Source organism: Chitinophaga parva, assembly GCF_003071345.1.
Classification (GTDB): Bacteria; Bacteroidota; Bacteroidia; order Chitinophagales; family Chitinophagaceae; genus Chitinophaga; species Chitinophaga parva.
Genome location: NZ_QCYK01000003.1, coordinates 46752 through 66378, shown reverse-complemented (window position 1 = coordinate 66378; position 19627 = coordinate 46752). Strand labels below are relative to the sequence as shown.

General features: G+C 53.9%; 19 protein-coding genes. 7 read left to right on the top strand and 12 right to left on the bottom strand.

The annotated features are described in order from the left end of the window. Positions 1 to 5 precede the first annotated feature (5 nt). The 3 genes from DCC81_RS19550 to DCC81_RS19540 all read right to left on the bottom strand — a co-directional run bounded on the left by DCC81_RS19550 (position 6) and on the right by DCC81_RS19540 (position 3052). Complete coding sequence (locus tag DCC81_RS19550; RefSeq protein WP_108688377.1) at positions 6 to 1166, bottom strand: ABC transporter substrate-binding protein; 1161 nt, start codon at positions 1164 to 1166, stop codon at positions 6 to 8. Between the two features lie 17 nt (positions 1167 to 1183). Then, entirely contained in the window at positions 1184 to 1759 is a 576-nt protein-coding gene (locus DCC81_RS19545; RefSeq protein ID WP_240613030.1) for a phage tail protein, read from the bottom strand. A 174-nt stretch (positions 1760 to 1933) separates the two neighbouring features. Continuing rightward, positions 1934 to 3052, bottom strand: coding sequence for a Gfo/Idh/MocA family protein (locus DCC81_RS19540; RefSeq protein ID WP_108688375.1), 1119 nt, complete (start codon positions 3050 to 3052; stop codon positions 1934 to 1936). A gap of 474 nt (positions 3053 to 3526) precedes the next feature. Between DCC81_RS19540 and DCC81_RS19535 the strand changes: the two genes are divergently transcribed. Next, positions 3527 to 4228, top strand: a complete 702-nt coding sequence (locus DCC81_RS19535; protein WP_205686389.1) for an aspartyl/asparaginyl beta-hydroxylase domain-containing protein — start codon at positions 3527 to 3529, stop codon at positions 4226 to 4228. Between the two features lie 4 nt (positions 4229 to 4232). Beyond that, positions 4233 to 5156 (top strand): sulfotransferase family protein, encoded by a 924-nt coding sequence (locus DCC81_RS19530; RefSeq protein ID WP_108688373.1) that lies wholly within the window; start codon positions 4233 to 4235, stop codon positions 5154 to 5156. Here DCC81_RS19530 and cysC read toward each other — a convergent pair. Both cysC and DCC81_RS19520 read right to left on the bottom strand, forming a co-directional pair. Then, positions 5104 to 5658, bottom strand: coding sequence for an adenylyl-sulfate kinase (gene cysC, locus DCC81_RS19525; protein ID WP_108688372.1), 555 nt, complete (start codon positions 5656 to 5658; stop codon positions 5104 to 5106). The genes DCC81_RS19530 and cysC overlap by 53 nt on opposite strands. Positions 5659 to 5697: 39 nt before the next feature. After that, positions 5698 to 6519: a GNAT family N-acetyltransferase gene (locus tag DCC81_RS19520; RefSeq protein ID WP_108688371.1), complete on the bottom strand. Its 822-nt coding sequence runs from the start codon at positions 6517 to 6519 to the stop codon at positions 5698 to 5700. A 123-nt stretch (positions 6520 to 6642) separates the two neighbouring features. Here DCC81_RS19520 and DCC81_RS19515 point away from each other — a divergent pair, with 123 nt between their 5' ends. Further along, positions 6643 to 7527, top strand: a complete 885-nt coding sequence (locus tag DCC81_RS19515) for a hypothetical protein (protein WP_205686388.1) — start codon at positions 6643 to 6645, stop codon at positions 7525 to 7527. A 142-nt stretch (positions 7528 to 7669) separates the two neighbouring features. Here DCC81_RS19515 and DCC81_RS19510 read toward each other — a convergent pair whose 3' ends face one another. Beyond that, positions 7670 to 8764: a Gfo/Idh/MocA family protein gene (locus DCC81_RS19510; protein ID WP_108688370.1), complete on the bottom strand. Its 1095-nt coding sequence runs from the start codon at positions 8762 to 8764 to the stop codon at positions 7670 to 7672. Between the two features lie 73 nt (positions 8765 to 8837). Here DCC81_RS19510 and DCC81_RS19505 point away from each other — a divergent pair, with 73 nt between their 5' ends. Continuing rightward, a complete protein-coding gene (locus DCC81_RS19505) occupies positions 8838 to 9881 on the top strand; it encodes a DNA topoisomerase subunit B (RefSeq protein ID WP_108688369.1) in 1044 nt (347 codons plus the stop codon). A gap of 145 nt (positions 9882 to 10026) precedes the next feature. On the opposite strand, the gene DCC81_RS19500 is transcribed toward DCC81_RS19505, so the two are convergent. Both DCC81_RS19500 and DCC81_RS19495 read right to left on the bottom strand, forming a co-directional pair. Next, entirely contained in the window at positions 10027 to 12411 is a 2385-nt protein-coding gene (locus tag DCC81_RS19500; protein WP_108688368.1) for an ABC transporter permease, read from the bottom strand. 122 nt (positions 12412 to 12533) lie between these two features. Continuing rightward, positions 12534 to 12731 carry a hypothetical protein gene (locus tag DCC81_RS19495; protein ID WP_108688367.1) on the bottom strand — a complete coding sequence of 66 codons (198 nt, stop codon included), beginning with the start codon at positions 12729 to 12731 and terminating at the stop codon, positions 12534 to 12536. A 66-nt stretch (positions 12732 to 12797) separates the two neighbouring features. Here DCC81_RS19495 and DCC81_RS19490 point away from each other — a divergent pair, with 66 nt between their 5' ends. Beyond that, a complete protein-coding gene (locus DCC81_RS19490; RefSeq protein WP_108688366.1) occupies positions 12798 to 13784 on the top strand; it encodes a nucleoside hydrolase in 987 nt (328 codons plus the stop codon). On the opposite strand, the gene DCC81_RS19485 is transcribed toward DCC81_RS19490, so the two are convergent. The 4 genes from DCC81_RS19485 to DCC81_RS19470 all read right to left on the bottom strand — a co-directional run bounded on the left by DCC81_RS19485 (position 13762) and on the right by DCC81_RS19470 (position 17066). Next, entirely contained in the window at positions 13762 to 14505 is a 744-nt protein-coding gene (locus tag DCC81_RS19485; protein WP_108688365.1) for a hypothetical protein, read from the bottom strand. The genes DCC81_RS19490 and DCC81_RS19485 overlap by 23 nt on opposite strands. Before the next feature lie 38 nt (positions 14506 to 14543). Beyond that, the gene (locus tag DCC81_RS19480; RefSeq protein WP_108688364.1) at positions 14544 to 15353 is read right to left on the bottom strand and encodes an SDR family oxidoreductase; all 810 of its coding nucleotides are present in this window, start codon (positions 15351 to 15353) and stop codon (positions 14544 to 14546) included. A gap of 77 nt (positions 15354 to 15430) precedes the next feature. Continuing rightward, the gene (locus tag DCC81_RS19475) at positions 15431 to 15796 is read right to left on the bottom strand and encodes a hypothetical protein (protein WP_108688363.1); all 366 of its coding nucleotides are present in this window, start codon (positions 15794 to 15796) and stop codon (positions 15431 to 15433) included. A gap of 235 nt (positions 15797 to 16031) precedes the next feature. Then, positions 16032 to 17066, bottom strand: a complete 1035-nt coding sequence (locus tag DCC81_RS19470; protein ID WP_108688362.1) for an aldo/keto reductase — start codon at positions 17064 to 17066, stop codon at positions 16032 to 16034. Positions 17067 to 17386: 320 nt separating this feature from the next. On the opposite strand from DCC81_RS19470, the gene DCC81_RS19465 reads away from it, so the two are divergent. After that, on the top strand, positions 17387 to 17971 hold the full coding sequence (locus DCC81_RS19465; RefSeq protein ID WP_108688361.1) for an NADPH-dependent FMN reductase: 585 nt from the start codon (positions 17387 to 17389) through the stop codon (positions 17969 to 17971). Positions 17972 to 18493: 522 nt separating this feature from the next. Continuing rightward, on the top strand, positions 18494 to 19468 hold the full coding sequence (locus DCC81_RS19460) for a GlxA family transcriptional regulator (RefSeq protein ID WP_108688360.1): 975 nt from the start codon (positions 18494 to 18496) through the stop codon (positions 19466 to 19468). Positions 19469 to 19627 lie beyond the last annotated feature (159 nt).

Sequence of the window (19627 nt, the reverse complement as noted above, 5' to 3'; positions counted from 1 at the left end):
ACGTATTAAACACAGAGAAAAGGGTTTTGCCAGCCGGAAATACAATCCCGGTGGATCGCTTCAAATGCAGGTGCATTGAAGTGCATGCCATTACCCTGGTCGATAATGATTTTTTGTATTTTATTGTTCGAGGTGCGGATCTTCATAATATCTGCCTGGGGCAGTGCAAAACCGGACAAAGGATAAAAATTTTTATCCCCGCGGGGGCCTTTGATCACGGCTTCCCGTATCCGGGCCTTCACATAATCCCAGTCGCCTTTACGGGCGGGTGTCAACAGTTCTTTCCAAAGCAACCCGGCCTCGTATCCCATCAATCCAAAAATATTGGCCGGCTGTTTGGTTACTGTTTCAAAGGTTTTCACAAACTTTTTGTTTTCCTTACGCTCATCTTCCCGGTTCCACATCATTGCGGTGTAAAGTTCCATGTCAATGTGTTGCACGTCTTGCAGTACATCATCGTAAGTCATGGTTTCATTGATAAGCAGGGGAAATTTTTTATGCATTCCATATTCCACCCACGCCCGGAGGAAACGGTTGCCAAACTGCCCGCAAAGTACGGCGTGCACATAAGGGGGCGCCTGTTCCTTCAAGGTATCAAACACAAGGTCCAGCCGCATGTCAGTGGGTGTGCGCTGGTCATAAGGCAGTATTGTTACATGCAGGTCTTTGCCGCCGGCGGCTTCAATTCCCTGCTGGAAAGTATTGCCCAGATGGTACCCTGCCTCGTACACGGGCATTACCAGGTGGCCACCGCTGCCAAAGCGCTGCTGGGCCCAATAGCCCAGCGCATACTCTGATTGCCAGAGCTGGTGGGAGGCCCAGAAAATATCCGGGTGCAGCTGCGGGAAATGGGGAACATATTCTCCCATATCAAAGAAAAAAGCAGGCTTGTGACCACTGTCCACCACAGGAATCAGGTGGGCTACCGACTTATAGCTTACCAGCCCCGAAAGCACATCTACCTGGTCAAAGAACTGCAGTTTGCGGGCGGCATCTGCAGTGACCTGCGGGCCGCCCAACTGCGTGAACGCTGCTGTAAATACAACACTTTGCTGACGCGCAGGATCCAGTCCCATACCCAGCATCCAGCCTGTGCACAGGTGGGCGGAGTAAAAAGGATAGATCCCGGAATAAGGCGTCAGGAAACCGATTTTCAAGGGGCGCATATACTACAGGAGCTTAATTAATTGCGACTGGGGAAAATACCTTCCAATGCAACGCAATAGTTGATGCCCAGATAAGGGTTCATAATGCTAAAAGGCTGGCTGCCACCGGCGATGCCAATGGTCACATTACCACTGATAGTACCGGGAGCCAACGTAGTGGTACCGTCTGAAGTGCCATAACCTTTGATGGCCTGGGCGGTAGGCCCGCTGCCAATGGTGGGCAGCTTGGCAGCTGCCAGGGTATTGCCCGGCACCGCGCTGGTACCCGCTTGTGCAGTGGCAGGCATGATGGCCTGGCCACCGGCCGCGATCACACCGGTATGATTATGCATGGGCATGTTAGTGGTAAGCAAGGTAGTGGTGGGCGTTCCGGCTACTTCTCCTAAATTGACGAGCGGTAAACCTGGTCCCTGCCCCTGGCCTATGGGCATGCGGCCCCTCAGGTCCGGCAATCCAAACGTTACTTGCCCGTCACCCCCATAAGTGGTACCCAGCAGGGAAAACAGCGCTGTATTCTGGGCGATGGACATTATCTGCCCCCAGCAAAGCGCCCAGCCACGTGGCGCAAAATTGCCGGCAAAAATCATAATCATTGCAAGAAATGGAGTGTCCATGAGGAAACGTGATTTAAATAAGGGTTATAAAATAATTGATTCGATAAGGGCGACATTAAATACGACTGCTTTGCGGGAATGGCCACATGGGTAAAACAACAACACAGAAGATAACAACGTGGTTTTATCCGGTGGTTAATTTTTTGTTATTTGCTAAACTATACCCCAAGCCTGCAATTCCACCGCATCCTGTCCCTGCCTGGCAGCGCGGCGGGCCACGGCCTGCAGGCGGCTCAAGGCGATGGCGTCATACACCATAGGGGCCGTGCCCCTTCCCGCTTGCAGGGCAGCAATAGCATGGCCGAAAACAGTTTCCGCAACGTTGCCGTCATTCCGGTATTGCTCCAGGTAAGGCCTGCCCGGCTCCCAATGATGTTGCGGCAATGCGGCGGTACGTTGTAACACCCGGGGCCCTTCCAACCAGCGGCCTTCACTCCCCTTCAGTTGAAACCCAATGGCCACCACGCTTTTCCGCGGGTGCGGCATTTGAAGCACCAGGGTCTGTTGTTTGGCGGTAAGCACTTCCATCACAGGCAACTCCTGCCTGGCCAGCACCAGCTGGTCTACTCCACGCCGGTCTTTCCTGTTCACCAGGCATTCCATTTTTTCGCGGCGCAGGGATAAGCGGGTAAAGGGATTTTCCGCATTCACCCCCAGCATGGAAAGCACACTGCTGGCCCCCTGCAAGGCATACACATCACCGGGTAACTGCGCACAGTGTACACCGGTACGCACTTCGTGTATTTCTCCAAACAGTCCTTCTTTTACCATGGCACCTACAGCCAGTTGATCGGCATGGAAGTCTGTTTCATTAAGCGTAATGTATTGCCGGCCGCTTTCAAGACTGGCCCGCAACAAGGCACCATGCCCCTCCGGGGTGGTAGCAGCCACCGTTCCGCACAGCACGTGCTTGCCCGCTTTCAGGGCCGCCAGCGCCATCACACCATGCCATTGCCAGGGCGTGGCAATCAGCACCGCATCAATATGGGGACATGCTATCAATTGCTGCCAGTGCGTATAAATATCAGGCGGCAACGCGCAAAGTGATAATGCCTGCCGGCGCCGGTCTGCGTCCGGCTCACACAACGCACGGACCGATACATCCGGGTGCTGCGCCGCAAGTGACAGATACTGCAGCCCCCAGGCGCCACTACCGATAACGCCTATACGAAGTTTAGACGCCGCCCGGACCATCCCCGCGGGAAGTATACTGAAAGTAGCTGCCAGCATAGACATCTGGCGCAGGAATGCTCTCCTTTGGTATTGACTCATAGTATAGTAAATAAGGTCTGCAACGTGATTTGCTGGTATAAAGGAAATGAATGGAATGTATTCAGTGATAATAACGGCCCTACGATTTACATAAATAAACGATACTCCCTGCCACACCGGGCAGGAAAAAAACTGCGCCGGTCTATGCCGGGCATCATTAAGATTACATCAATGCAATAAGGTTAAAATTGAGGTTGTTGGAGACTACAGTTGGTGTGCATTCGGCTGTGCTATTTACTCACAGCGTCTACAGATTTCTGGTAAAATGGTAATGTGTAGATAACAATCCACCGCGACAAATACAGTCAGTGTATACTTCCTTAGGCTAAAAAAATAATGGATAAGTAAGGATTTACGATATATGCTATCCATGTTCCTTATGCCGCAAATATAGAAAACATTTTAGATATTCAAATAATTTCTTGCGCACACATCACTCCCGTATATTTGCGGCACATGCGCAAAACTCCGCCTATGGAAAGCCGCTTTATCCAGCTCCCCTGCTCCTTTGATCCTGTACGCCTGCAAGCCGACCTGGCCCGCTGCGTAGCCTTGCAATGGCCCCTGCACTATAACCAGTGGGACTATGCCGGCAGCTGGACCTGCATTGCCCTGCGCTCTGCCACCGGGGCGGCAAATGATGTATATGCCCACCCGGGGGCCAGCACCTGGGCCAATACCCCCCTGCTGGGCCAGTGTGATTACTTCAGGGAAGTGCTTTCCTTTTTTCAATGCCCCCTGGAAACAGTGCGCCTGCTGGCACTGGCCCCCGGCAGCAGCATCCACACCCACCGTGATCAACACACGGGTTATGCACACGGCTTTCTTCGTTTACACGTACCCGTTATTACCCATCCGGAGGTGCATTTTGTAGTGGATGGGGTAGTACTGCCTATGCAGGCCGGAGAATGCTGGTATGCCAACTTTGACCTGCCACACTCCGTGAAGAATAACAGCCCGGTAAGCAGGGTGCACCTGGTCATTGATGCGCTGCGCAATGAATGGACAGACCAGTTGCTGGCGCAGGCAGGCTTCCCGGTGGCCGCCGTCACCGCGGAGCGGCCATATACCGCGGGTGAAAAAGCACAGATCATTGCCAACCTGCTGGCCATGAACACCGAAGCCTCCCGTGCGCTGGCCATGCAGCTGCAACAATCTACAGACCCGCTCAATTAAATACATGCAAGCTTTCATTCCCGGCAGTTACCATGAAGACGGCACTTTCACCTGGCTAAACCGCAAAGGCATTGCCTTTACGCATCCCTTCCTTGATGAAACCATTGCAGCCTGCAAGCACCGGGCATTGCCCACCAGGACAGGCACCAGCGCCGAACTGCTGTTGTGGGCAGCTGTGGCAGATGCCGTGCCGCCTACCGCGTTGATCTTCCATGTATCCCGCTGTGGCTCCACCTTGTTATCGCAATTACTGGCGCTGGATGAAAAACATATCGTACTGTCAGAAGCCCCGGTGCTGGACCAGCTCTTGCCGCATACACCGGAACTGGTACCCGCCGCACTGCGCATGCTTGCCCAGCGGCAACATGGGCAGGAAACCGCCCTTTTTGTAAAGACTGACAGTTGGCATCTTTGCTATTATGAAAGCCTGCGCCAGCTATTCCCCGGGGTGCCCTTCATATTACTATACCGGGAACCCCTGGCCGTGCTGCATTCACAACAACGCCAGCGCGGCAGGCACGCGGTGCCGGGCCTTGTTCCTGTACTGGCCCCGCTGTGGGATGTAAACAATACGGAAGCGGTGCTGGATACCTACTTCGCGAATGTGCTGCACCGGTATTACGGGCTGGCGCTGGAGATGGCCGCTACCGATGCACACCTGTTGCTATTGAATTATAACGAAGGCCCCATGGCATGGCTGGAAAAAATAAGCGCATTTACACAAACAGCGCTTACCCCTACATGGCGGGATGCTGCGTACATCCGTAGCAGTTACCACGGGAAATATCCTGGCCAACCGTTTTCCGAACCAGCTGTAACTGCTCCTCCACCTGCATTCTTGCAGGCTGCCGTGCAAAGTTACCATCAACTGGAAGCTATTCGGACCTCAGCCACTCCGGGCAGCGGGTGGGCGGGCATTGGCGGATAAAATCCAACAGGCGGCTCACCGAAGCATCCACGGATTCGTGGCCGGTATGCAGGATAAGGTCTGCCGCGGCGGGGCGCTCATAGGGATCATTCACACCGGTAAGATTATATATTTTTTCCTGGTGCCCTTCGGGCAATGCAGCCCTGCGGTACAGCCCCTTCGTATCGCGCAGCTGTAATACCTCCAGCGGGCAATCCAGCCATACCGTGCGGGCGCCATAAGCGTGCACCATATGCCGGCGGCCGGATTCATAGGGGTTGATGGCAGCTACAATGGCAATGCTGCCCCTGCACACAAAACCATGCGCCACTGCACCCAGCCGGCGTATATTTTCCAGCCGATGCGCCGCGGAGAAACCAAGGTCTGCACAAAGATTTTTCCGGTATACATCCCCATCTATAATGGCTACGGGCTGCCCCTGGGCTTCCAGGGCTGTTTTGATGGAACGCGCAATGGTGGTTTTGCCGGCACCGGAAAGACCGGTGAACTGTAACAGGTGCATGGATAGTAATGGTTATGCGCTAAAGTTAATCCTTTGGTTTCAGATCTTCATTCCCATTTCAAACTGGTTGATGTAACGGGTAAGGCCGTGCTTTTCCAGGAAGCGGGTCTTGGCCGCCTGCCTTACGTCCACGTTGTTGTGCTTCACCAGGTTGCACAGCTGTGAAACACCCAGCAGTAAGGCATTCCAGTCCGCTTCAATTTCCGTGAAAGCATCCAGCCGCGCCAGGTAACCATTTTCCGGCTGCACCACGAAAAAGCCAATACGTTTCCCTTCCCGCCACACGTAGTAGTATTTGAACGCGCCGCCCCGCAGGCTTTCCGGCTGGTGCTCCCAGGCCTGCATGGCCGGGGCAGGAAGCTTATCCCATTCCATGTGATCAAACGTAGTGGCCTCCAGCTGCATGGCTGCATCCGCGCGGGCCAGCAGGATACCTTTGAAACAGGCGTATTCCTTCACAATACGGAAACCGACCTTTTCATACGCTTTCAGCGCCACCGCATTTTCCTGGATCACTTCGAGGGAAAGCTGGGCAATACCTTTTGCTTTCAGCTCCGGGACAGCTTTTTCATAAATGGCCTGCACCATGCGGCGGCCGCGGTAAGCCGGCAGCACCCCCGTGCCATCGTTAAATGCCGTTCGCATGCCAAAACGCGTATCCACCGCATGCAGCACAAACCCTACCAGCTGCTCCCCGTCAAACATGCCATAAGAGCTGTCAAAGTCCACCATGGCGGCTTTCCAGCGGGCTGCGTAATAATTTACATCTTCGGATACTTTTACAAAATAACCATCAAACGCTTTGATGAAACAAGCTACAATAGCGGGCAGTGGTGTATGCTCCAGGGTGCGTATTTCCATGCCTCAAATGTAGGAAGCCCTTTTTATTTTTCCCGGTGCAGGCAACCCTTCATGCCAGGATGCCGTATTGTATTGGTGAACGGTTAACACACTTCATTACTTACCAACAAATACCTCACGATCATGCATGCACAACTTAAAGTTGCGGCTACGGCGGCAATAGGCCTTGCCATGTCCGTATTCGCTTCCTGCTCCAAAGACCACAACGGCGGCAGCACTACCCCGCCGGTGAAAAACCACGCTGTAAGACTGGCCACTAACGGCACTTTTGGCAGCATTATGACCGACAGCGCCGGTCGCAGCCTGTACTTCTTTTCTGTGGACTACAATGGCACGTCTAACTGCAACGGTGGCTGCCTGGCAGCCTGGCCCGCGTTCTACATTGACCCCGCAACGCTTACGCTGGATGCAGACCTGAAGGCGGCAGACTTTGCCACCATCACCCGTGGGGATGGGGCCAAGCAAACCACTTACAAAGGCTGGCCCCTCTACTACTTTGCCCAGGATGCCAGTGCCGGCGAGACCAAAGGCGATAATGTAGGCGGCAACTGGTTCATTGCCAAACCGGACTACTCCGTAATGCTGGGCGAAGGCCAGCTGGTAGGTAACGATGCCAATAACTACACCCTGTCCGGCACTCCCGCCGTGATCAGCGCCGGCACCGGCAGCTCTTTTTACCTCACCGACGACCGTGGCCGCACCCTGTATGCCTTTGCTGCAAAGGACAAGAACGGGGTGAATAACTACACCACTACAGATGCCGCCCATAACGCTATCTGGCCTATTTATCCCCTTGCCCAACTGGCGCGGGTTCCCTCTGCGCTGAATGCGGCAGACTTTAAACTCATCACCGTGCAGGGGCAACAGCAGCTTACTTTCAAAGGCTGGCCTATGTATTATTTCGGTGGTGATAACCTCACCATGGGGCTTACCAAGGGCGTGAGCGTACCCACACCCGGTGTGTGGCCGGTAGTGAATAACCAGAGTGCAGTAGCGCCCGCGTTATAGGAATTTCAAAGAAGCAATTTCCGGCTCCTGGAAAACGCCAATGCCTGTTTATACGAAGCATAAAAAACAAATGGAAGATCACTTTTGCGGTGATCTTCCATTTTATGTTCTAAAAAGTATTCCCTGTTTGGAAAATATGCTGCTACAGCACAATTCTCTTCCCGCTCGCAGCAGACCGTTTGGCTGCATCCAGGATCTGCATGACCACCATGTTGTATTGCAGGGACGAGAGGTCATTGTCGCCGGAAATTTTCCCCTGCAGCACGGCGGCCAGGTATTCCATGGGATCATTGATGGGCGCGGGCAGCGCGGGAGCATCATAAGTGCTCACTTTATTTTCCCGCTGGCGCTTGTAAATATGCGTACCGTCAAATGCATGCAGGTAACCTGTGGTGCCGAATAACTCCATGTCCTTGATGCCGAAGGGCCAGTTCCATGAGCCTTCCAGCTGGCCTGTGCAAGTGGGATATTCCACGAGGATGGTTGCATCGTCATCCACTTTGGGATAAACTGCGGGTTTGTAATGGCGGGTTACCGCAGTTACGGCCAGTGGCTTTTTGCCTTGCATGAACCAGGTCATCAGGTCTGCACCATAGCAACCAAAATCATTGAGGGCGCCGGCCCCGTTGAGCACCGGGTCTGTGAGCCAGCTGAGAAATGCATCACTGCAGCCTATTTCTTTGGGGCCCTGGTGCCCGTCGTGCACGACCAGCTTTTTGAGGGGGCCAATGCTGTCTGCCTGCAGGTCCTGGTACAGTGCATGGAACGATGCATACCACGTGGTCTCATAATTAGTGAGCACCTTTACATGGTACTTTCCTGCCAGCGCCTGGATCTCGCTGGCCTGGGCCAGTGTGGCGGCCAGCGGTTTTTCCACCATCACCGGGATGCCGCGCGGGGCGCAGATGCGCACCACGTCCACGTGCCGGCCTACTTCATTGTAGCCCAGCACTGCATCGGGGTGGGGATGCGCTGCCAGGGCGGATGGCAGGTCACTATAAAAGAGGGAATCCGGCAACTGGTAGGCCTTGGCAAATTTTTGTTGCAGGGCTTTACTGGGCTCTGCGATGCCAATGATGGTGACACGCCCTTCCCGGAAAGCATGCAGGATGTTGTGGATGTGGTCGTGGTTAAGTCCTGCCACTACCACCTTCAAGCGGTTTTGAGCCATGGTGGCAGATTGCAGGAACAGCAGTACTGCCAGGAGCAGGCAGCCCGCCAAAGATTTTTTGCGCATAAGAGTCCGTGAATGTTTAGCTTACAAGATATTATTATATTTTTAGCAGGCGTTACTAACTGATAAGATAGCAATGGTACTAAACCTACAGGCCCACATTGATGCGGCCAGACAAAGACCCAGCCAGCTGCTGGGCAGCCTCAATCACAATGGGGTCGTTAATATTATCAAGTTTGTAATGAACGACCTGCCCCCGGCAGACATTCCCCAACTGAAGGCCACGTTTGAATTTTTCCCGGAAAACCGCGTGCGCGTGCAGTTTGAAAATATTCACCTGGGCCGCCTCTCCGCCCTGCTGCATCCCCAGGCCGATGCGGATACCCAGCAGTACAACCTGGCCCTGGTATCCCTGGCGGCTTACACGAAAGACCTGAAGATCCTGGTAAACTATCCGCAAGCCACCGGCGCCTTTCTGGGCGGTGAAGGCAAGCTGGAGATCAGCACCAGCAATACCGTGGAGCTGCCGGCCAATAGCAGCCTGCTGGAGTTCACCATCGATCCTGCCATCTTTGGGCCACTGGAAGTGAGTTATGCTTTTGTAAACATTTTCCTGAAACAATTTGCCTATCTCTATCCCGGCATTCATATTACCAGCGTGGAAAAAAGAGGCGCGTTACAGCAACGCATTTTCTATTACCCCCAGGGCGTATCTGAGCAGCTGCACGAAACGTTTGCCGCATTGGGGCAAAGCGTGGTGTCCATGGACCTGCACACGGAAATAGATGAGAACCACTACCAGGTGAGCATTGCCTACCCCGTGCGGGTGCCCAAGAACCTCCCTTCCATCCGCACGTATGCCAACAGCGAGACCACCTTTGAAGGCGGTTCCCTGCAAACCGGTGTGATGAAAGGATTCCGCATGGCCATTAAGGAAATAGCAGGGCGCCAGCCGGGTAAGCTTAAAGCGGGCCGCAAGCGCATAGAACCTTACATACAGACCATTGCCGCCATCCGCGGGCCTAATCTTTCTTATGACAATGCGTTTAAAACCAGCCTGGATATGAAGGAAGTGAAGAAGAAGATCCGGCATTATGTATTCATGCAAACACTGGCCTGGTACGAGGCGCATCCCGAAGAACTGGTGGCGCTGGTGGATTGGTTAAAAACGAAACAATAGGTGGTACCCGCTCTTTGTTATACCCGGAAAAATCAGGGGGGAACAAGGGCAGAAAATTTTCGTTTTTATAAATGAAATTTTTCTACCCTTGTGTTTGAATGTACCTCCAGAAATGCAAGGTGCCCGGGTGAAATATCAGGGGCCGTTACGCTGCGCGCAGGTTTTTAACAGGATTGGCCAGTGCCGCGCGGATGCCCTGGTAACTCACCGTGAGCAAGGTAAGCAGCAACGCACCAAAGCCGGTGCCGGCATAGATCCACCACGGCGTGGGGGTATGATACGGAAAGTGCGACAACCATTTATTCATCCCCACGTAACCCGCGGGAATAGCAATGAGCAGCGCAATGCCTACCAGCCATACAAACTCCCGGCTGAGCAGGGCCCAGAGGCCGGTCACCGAAGCGCCCATTACTTTGCGGATACCTATTTCCCGGATGCGCTGCTCCGCCATGAAAGCGGCCATGCCAAAGAGGCCCAGGCAACTGATGAAGACAGCCAGTGCTGCAAAAATACCCGCCAGGTTGCCCACCCTTTCTTCATTGATAAACTTGCGCCCGTATTCTACATCCACAAACCGGTAGGTAAAGGGCGTAGCGGGTGAATAGGTTTTATACACAGCCTCGATCTGCGTCAATGCGTCGTGCATATTTACATGGGGGTTAATGCGCAGGTTCAGGAAATCAAATTCTGCCTTGCCTACCCGGAAAATGGTTTGCTTTACCGGCTCGTATGGCGACTCCATGACCATATCCTTTACAATACCGATCACGTGCAGTTCCTGCCGGCCCAGTTTTAATACGGCGCCCAGGGGATGTTCCAGTCCCATATATTGCACCGCCCTTTCATTGAGCAGCACCGCCATCGAGTCTGTGGCATAGGCATTGGAAAAACTTCTCCCCTGCAACAGGCGCATGCCCACCGTTTGCGGGTAATCCATGGTAACGCGTACAATACCAAAATCGCCGGAGAAGCCGGCAGGCATGCCTTCCCAGTGTACATCCCCACTGTTGTTATTCACGCCGGTAAGGGGGCTGGACGACTGCGCCACCGCTGTTACCATACCGGAACGCAGCAGGTCTGCTTTCACTGCTTCAAAATGATTATGGATATCCATCGTACCAGTGAACACACTTACCAACCCTTCCCGGTCGTATCCTACCGGCCTGTTTTTGGCGAACCGGATCTGCCGGAAAACGATGAGGGTGCCAATGATCAGCAACACGGATACGGTAAATTGTACCACCACCAATACTTTCCTGGGCAATGCGCCTTGCCGTCCCATGTATACATTGCCCTTCAATACTTTTAACGGCTGGAAGGAAGACAGGAACAATGCAGGATAACTGCCGGCAAGCAACGCTGTACCGATAGTAAATGCAGCGCTGGAAACCCAGAACCATGGCCGGCTCCAGGGCATTGCAATTTCCTTATCCGCCAGCAGGTTAAAAGATGGCAGCAGTAATACCACTGCCAGCAGCGCAATAACAAACGCCAGCAGTGCCATCAGCACGGATTCACTGTAAAACTGCACTACCAGCTGCCCCCGCAGGGAGCCCACTGTTTTGCGCAGCCCTACTTCTTTGGCGCGCTTGGCGCTGCGGGCGGTGCTCAGGTTCATAAAATTGATACAGGCCAACAGCAACACAAAGGCACCGATGATGCCAAACAGCCATACGTACTGGATCCGGCCGCCTGCATTGCGCCCATCGCGAAACTGGCTGTAAAGGTGCCAGTTAGCCATGGGTTGCAGGATCATGGCCGGCTCGTACATCGCACCCTCGCGGTTTACATGTTTCAGCTTCACATCCCGGATGCGGGCAGACACGCAGGCGGCATCCATACCAGGTGCCAGCTGCACAAATTCCAGTACAAAGTTATCGCCCCAGTCGTGCAGGGAACGGTCCATGCCCTGCTCCGCTGCCTGGAAGTAAGCCCAGGGCGCCATGAACGTTACCTTATGAAAAGTGGAATTAGCCGGGAGGTCTTTGTATACGCCGGCTACTTTAAAGCTGTTCTTGTTATCCAGTTGCAGGGTTTGGCCCAGCGCTACCTGGTTGCCGTACAAGGCCTTTGCCAGGCTGGCGGCAATAAGGATGGCATTGGGTTCCTTCAGTGCATCGCGCCGGCCGGCAATCATGTCCAGCGAAAACAGGTCCGGGCCATCCGGCTCAATAAAATGGCCGGGTGCGTCTACCACCTGCTCCCCCGCGGCAATCGCGTGGGGCCATACCATGGTGGCCATGGCAATGCGGGAAAAGTAAGGCTTGTACTCCGTGTGCAGCGCGGTGTTCAGCGGAATGGGTACTGCTTCGCTGGTTTCCACCCGCCCATTGATCCGGCGCTGCTGCAGCACCTGGGCAATGCTGTTGTAATTTGTATGCACGCGGTCAAAATCCCATTCATCCCGGATCCACAGGCCAATGAGCATGGCCACGGTCATACCGGCGGAAAGGCCGGCAATGTTGATGAAGGAATGTGCTTTGTTTTTAAGCAGGTAGCGCCAGGCTATTTTCAGGTAGTTTTTGAGCATAATCCAGGAGATCTGCTATCGGGCGGCCAAAACAAATACCAGAAAGAAATGCAATTATAAATCAGGCCATTACACCGGGAGCTATGCTTGCAATTGTTCGCAATCGTACAAATGCCCGTCCGTTAATGGTTCATGAAACCGCGCAGTTGGCGGCTGGTGATCAGCTTATAAACGAGTAAGAGCGCACCCGCTATTTTCAACAAGATGGCGGTAAAGAACAACTCGTTTGTACCGCGCCAGTGGGTGATCTTAAAAGCCGCCGCTGCAAAGTCGGTACAAAAGCCCAGGGCCAATAAAATAACAGCATGTTTTGCTTTCATGCGGGGAAAATAGAAAGAATTTTCCAGATGCCGTATCTTTAAAGCCAACCATCTTACCGTTGTCTTATGTGGCCTAAAACCTTTGCTACCCTTGTACTTTCGCTGCTGGCTTCCGTGACGCTGGCACAGCGCCCCGTGATCTTTGATACCGACATGGGGCCGGATTATGATGACGTGGGCGCCATCACGCTGCTGCATGCCTTTGCAGACAGCGGCCGGGTAAAGATCCTGGCCACCGTGGCCAGTACCAATTATGAAGGCGTGGCGGGCGTGATCAATGTGTTCAACACATACTTCCACCGCCCGGGACTACCCATTGGCGTGCCGCACCGGAACGGCATTGACATGCGGGATACACAGCACTGGACAGACAGCATCCTGGCCCGCTATCCCCACCGCATACAACGCAATGCGGATGTACCGGATGCCGTGGAAGTATACCGTAAGGTGCTGGCTGCACAGCCAGATCATAGTGTAACCATCATCAGCGTGGGCTTTTTCACCAACCTGGCTAACCTGCTGCAATCCGCGCCAGACCGGTATTCCCGCCTGGGCGGCCGGCAATTGGTGCAGCAGAAAGTGAAGCAACTGGTGAGCATGGCCGGGCAGTTTCCTCAGGGGCGCGAGTTCAATGTGTTCATGGATTCCACTTCCTCCCGTTATGTATTTGCCCACTGGCCCACGCACATTACTTACAGCGGCTTTGAGATCGGGGAGAAAATAAAAGTGGGGCTGGCGCTGGTGCACAATGCGCACATCCAAAACAGCCCGGTGAAAGATGTGTTCCGCATCTGCATCCCGCTTTCCAAGGAAGACGCCGATGGCCGTATGAGCTGGGATGAAACGGCTGTACTGGCCGCCTGCAAAGGCATTGCACCTTTTTATACTTTGCAGTATGGGCGCATTGTGTTACATGCAGATGGGGCTAACGGGTGGGAGCATATTGGCAAACAACAGGCTTACCTCTTGGAAAAAGCAACGCCTGCTGTGGTGCAGGCATATATTGAGCGGGGGATCATGCATCAACCAACTACTTCGACATCATTTCCGTAAACGACTTTCGTGCCCACTGGGCATTAAGGCGGCGTGCAAAACGCGGTAATTCCCGGATATCCTCCCGCACGGCCTGGAACTGGGCTTTGGCTTCCGCGGAGCGGCCTTGCTTCTTCAGGAAAAGGCCATAATAATAGCGGGCTTCCAGGGAGTGATGTACACGGATGATCTGCTGGTAGCCTTCTTCCGCCTTTTCCTTTTGCCCGGCGCCATCCAGGGCGCGGGTGTACACCAGGTCGTCTTCCGCCATGTTGATGCGGCCGGTCTTCATCGTCTTCAGTTTGTCAAAATACTGGAGGCTTTCTGCGTATTGTGCATTGCCAAAGTACTGGCGGGCCAGTTGCAGCAGGATGCCCGGATCATTGGCATACATACCGGTGAGGGCGCTCTTTGTCAGTTCTATGGCCTTGCCCCACTGGCCGGCTTCCGCATAGGCGCGGGAGAGTTGCACCCGGTTACTAACGGTATCGGACATACGTACTTTACGTTCCCATTCGTGGATCTGGGCGCCGGGCATAAATACTTTGCGGAAATTGGGCATGAAAGCGCCTGTCCGGATCTCCGGCAGCACTTCCATAAAAAAATACACCAGCACCCCCACCAGCGGCAGGAAGATGAGCAGGTACAGCCAGTTACTGCGACCGGTCCTCAGCGCATGAATGATGGCGATGACCTGCAGGATGACAACGAGGTAATAGGAATTATTCCAATAAGCAAACATAGAGAGCTAACAATAAATTTTGCCCCAAGATAATAAAATTATTCCCGACGGCCGGTAAAATAGGTCATGGTGGCGTGCGTGCGCAATACCTTGCCCACCAGCCAGTCGAACCAGCGGATGGGCAACAAGCCTTTTACAGGCGGGATGAGGTTTACGAGGCCCGGCATTTTCAGAAAGATGCGGTTGCGCTCAATGGCGCGGATGATCCTGCCGGCCGTGGGCGCTGGTTCCAGGATGGGAATGAGGGAACGGACCCCGGCAAACATGCCGGTGTTAATGTAATAGGGCGCCACGGTGGTGATGCGCACACCGGTGCGCTGCATTTCCATTTCCAGGCGCAGGCTCTCTGACCAGCCAATGACGGCCCACTTACTGGCGCAATACACGGAAAGCTTAGGATTGTAAATAAGCCCTGCGGCGGAGGCAATGTTGCAGATATGTCCTTCACCGCGCGCCATCATCCCCGGCAGCAGCAGGCGGGTGAGCTGCATCATGGCCAGGCTGTTCACCTGCATGGTGCGGTCTATATCTGCCGCCGTATGGTCCTGGAATAATTTGCCGGCTACTATGCCAGCGTTGTTGATAAGGATGTCCACCCGCTGCAGCTGTTGCAGCAGGGCATGGCAGGCAGTTTCCAGCATTGTGGTGTTGGTAATGTCTATTGCCAGCGTGTGCAGCCGGGGGCCTGCATCGGCCCATTGGGCGGCAGTTCGGGCCAGCGCTGTGGCATCCTGGTCCCAGATAACAAGGTGGGCTGCCCCGCGGTCCAGGGCCAGCCTTCCCATGATCTTACCAATGCCGGATGCGCCGCCGGTGATCAGTACCACGCGGTTGCGGAAATCACTCATGTGTACAGGTTGAAAAAATACACCCCAAGATACAAAACATCGGGGCGTATCTGGCTTTTTCCACCATGATAGCATTGCTAGTTAGCGCACAGCGGGCCTGTGTACTGCCGCACTACCTGCAGCGGGCCCGCCCGGCGCATTACTTTTACCAGCGCCTCGCCTCCCCTGCCGGCCTGGCGGTGGCGGATCTGGCCCCGCAGCTCCAGCAAATGCAGGGTACTGAGGGCCTTTTGCTTGGCCAGCGTAAACCGGAATAAATGTGGCAGATCCAGTTGGTAGAGGAGGCGTTCACAGCCATACAGGTGGCCACAGGCCTTTTCCAGGAGGTCAAGGTGGGCGGGCTCGTAATCCAGGCGCAGCTTATCCAGGTAGCCCGCGGCCTTTTTGATCCATAACTGTAGCTGCAGCACATCGTTCATGCCTATGAATTCCAATGCTCCCATATGGCGCATGTACAATTTAATCATTTGCATTTTCTCTATCGTGTGTGTGTTTTGCGGATTGGCGCTTCTATTGGCCTAATGGTTCATTTAACAATATCTGAAAGGGGAATGTTCGGCAAAAGGAAATTTTTTTTCAGCAGGATATGCACACGCGATCGTGCCGGGAGTGCAATACAAAAAAGCCCGGTGAAAACGTTTTCGCCGGGCGGAAAAATGCAGGATCGCTGGTCTTTTATCAGCTGTAAAATACCGGCGGAGGCAGCAGGCTGGTATTCTGGCGCTGGTGCCAGTAAGGGTAAACGAGATCGCGGTCGCTCACGGCATCCAGGCGTTTTACCTGGTCTGTGGTGAGCGTAAAATCTGCCGCGGCCAGGTTTTCCTTTAATTGCTGTGCATTGCGGGCGCCAATGATCACATTGCTCACCGTGGGGCGCTGCAGCAGCCAGTTGATGGCCACCTGCGATACATTGCGGCCGGTTTCCGCGGCTATCTCATCCAGCACGTCCACAATGCGGAACAGGTGCTCATTTGCCAGGTCGGGGCCATGTGCGCCGCCCTGCTGCATGCGGTTGTCTTCCGGGCGGGGCTGGTTACGGCGGTACTTGCCGGAAAGGCGGCCGCTGGACAAGGGGCTCCAGATCATGGCGCCTACCCGCTGGTCAATGGCCAGGGGCATCAGTTCCCATTCATATTCCCGGTCCAGCAGGGAGTACAGCACCTGGTGGCCTACGTACTTGGCCCATCCATAGCGCTCTGAAATGCTGAGGCTTTTCATGAGCTGCCAGCCGGAAAAGTTAGAGCAGGCAATGTAGCGCACCTTACCGCTGGTCACCAGGGTGTCCAGCGTTTTCAGGGTTTCATCAATGGGCGTGTTGCCGTCAAAACCATGCATGTGGTACACGTCAATATAGTCTGTGTGCAGGCGTTTCAGGCTATGCTCCACCTGCAGCAGCAAATGGCTGCGGGAAGACCCCTGGTCCCGAGGGCCGCCGCCCATGTTGAAGGTGGCTTTGGTAGAAATGATCACCTGCTGGCGCATGCCTTTGAGGGCCTGGCCGAGTATTTCTTCCGAACGGCCGGCGGAGTACACGTTGGCTGTATCAAAGAAATTCACGCCGGCGTCCATACAGAGCTTTACCAGCTCCCGGGCCTCCTCCAGCTGGGTGTTGCCCCAGGCTTTAAAGAACTCATTGCCCCCGCCAAAGGTGGCGGTACCGAAACTTAACACGGGCACCATCAGTCCGGATGCCCCTAATTGCCTGTATTCCATGGTTCCAATTTTGGTAAATAATGACTTGCCAGTCACAAATATCCATCGCTGCGCCGGCATTTGTTAGTATGAATGAAGGAAATGCTGGTATATTTCTTTGGATAGTTTGTACGTAACTTAACTTTCAAAAAAGCAAGTAACACTTTTTTGCAAGGGAGGGTTCATGGGAAATAGTTAGTTTTACGCCCGTAATATATCCATGCCCGTTAGCGTAAGACACCTAACTATTTTATGCATTCCAGTTGTCGTTGATGAACGGTGAACCTTATTACAAAGACACATTTTTAATTATTGTTTTTTCCAATTAACCGAGCACCAACATGCCCAAAATTTACAATGTACTGGCCATTTCCGGCAGCACCCGCACCCGTTCTACCAACCTGAACCTGATCAGGGCCATTGCGGGTATGAGCACAGATCTTTTTAATGTTACCATCTATGACGGCCTGTTGCAATTGCCCCATTTCAATCCGGATGAGGATATGGAGCCCGGCATGGAGCCCGTTGCCGTAACAGGCTTCCGCAACAAACTGCGGGCCGCTGACGCCATCCTGATCTGCACACCGGAATACGCCGTGGGCGTGCCCGGCGTGCTGAAAGACGCCATTGACTGGACCGTATCTTCCATGGAATTCTGCAAAAAACCAGTGGCGCTCATTACCGCCTCCACGGCAGGCCATCATGCGCATGCCTCGCTGCTGGGCACTTTACTGATCATTGAAAGCCGCATTACAGACGCTACGCAGCTGGTGGTATCGGCCGTAAAAACAAAGGTGAACCATAACTACCAGATCACGGATGCAGACCTGCTGCAGCAATTACAAAAACTGATTCAATCGCTGTACCAGGTGATCTCCGATCCCGAAAAGGCCGGGCCTTACCTGCAAGCCCCCGTGCCGTACTAATACGGACAGGCACTGGCCGCAAGCGGAGCATCTTAACCAGGCTACGGGCAAGCACGTGCAATTCATTTCACGCCATCCCTGGTAGCCTGGATAGGTGCCACTACCCTGCTCACCGGGTTGCTGGCGGGCAGCTACCCGGCATTTTATTTATCCGGGCCGTCGCCGCGGGGCCATCCTGCTTATTACGTTGCTCACCGTTTCCTGGCAATCTGCCAAAGCCGCGCTGGCAAACCCTGTCCGCAGTTTGAGATCTGGATAACGGTGCCGGCTATACGTTAATCGTTTTATACAAAGCACGTTGTACCCTGTGTACAACGTGCTTTGTACGTTAAGCAAGCTGCTATTTCTCCAGTTCCGCCTGCGGGGGATAACGGGTAAGCAATGCATCCTGTGTAAAGTTTTATGTGTGTTTCATTCAAGCAAAAAGCAACCAGGGCGAAGCTTTCTTGCAAGTAGCACAATATGCCCTTTTCCAGGGGCATTTGAGCCAAAAAATTGTATCTTAGGGAAAATTGGAAAACGATGGTAGACCTTGGCATTTTACTAACACGGCACCACCGCCTGCTCAGTGTGGCAGCTATTCTCGACGTGTTTGAAAGCGTCAATAAATTCTGCAAGGCAGACGGGCAGGAACCTGCATTCCGCCTGCACGTTATCAGCCAGCAAAACGCAGGCACCCTGTTCAATCAATATACATTGCAGCCCCTGGATAATGGGCAAAAATACGACCTGATCCTGGTGCCGGCATTTGGCATTGATGATATGCAGGCCGCCATCAGCGACAACAACGCCTGCATGCAATGGCTGCGCAACCAGTATGAGCAAGGGGCGGCTATAGGCAGTGTGTGCACGGGCGCGTTCCTGCTGGCGGCATCCGGCCTGCTGGACCAGCGCAACGCAACCACCCATGTGAGCGCCGCCGCTGCATTTGCGGCCGCATTCCCCTCCGTGCACCTGCAGGAAAACGCGGTGGTAACGCAGGACCAGGGCGTGTACACCAGTGGTGGCGCCACCAGTACTTTCCATTTGCTGCTGCGCATTATTGAGAACTACTGCGGGCGGGATATGAGTATCCGTATTGCCAAGTATTTTGCCATTGATATGGACCGGGAGCAACAGACCTATTTTGCTACGTTTGAGCCCCGCACCACGCACCACGATGAGCTGGTAAGCCAGTTGCAACTGCGCATCCAGAAAGACTTTTCACAAGTGAGCACCATTGAAGAACTGCTCAACGATATCCCCGCCAGCCGGCGCAACCTGGCCAGGCGCTTTAAAACCATCACCGGCACTACACCTATTGAATACCTGCAGCGTACCCGCATTGAGGCCGCCAAAAAGATCCTGGAGCAGGCTACCGGCGGGGTGTTGGAATCCATGGTAGCATCTGGTTACAGTGATGAAAAGGCATTCCGCCAGCTCTTCAAGAAAACGGTGGGCATGACACCGAGCGCCTATCGCAACAAGTACAACAAGCGCGTTGCGGAAACGGCCTAACCGGTTTTCAATAACAATGTTGGCCATCCGCCCCCAATGCCCTGCCGCCGCATCCAGGCCACTGCAGGGCATCTTCATGATTGCCAGCGGCAGTATTTTCAGCCGGCGGCGTTTAACCGCTTCCACATTGGGATAATTAAAATAAAAGCGCTACATTTA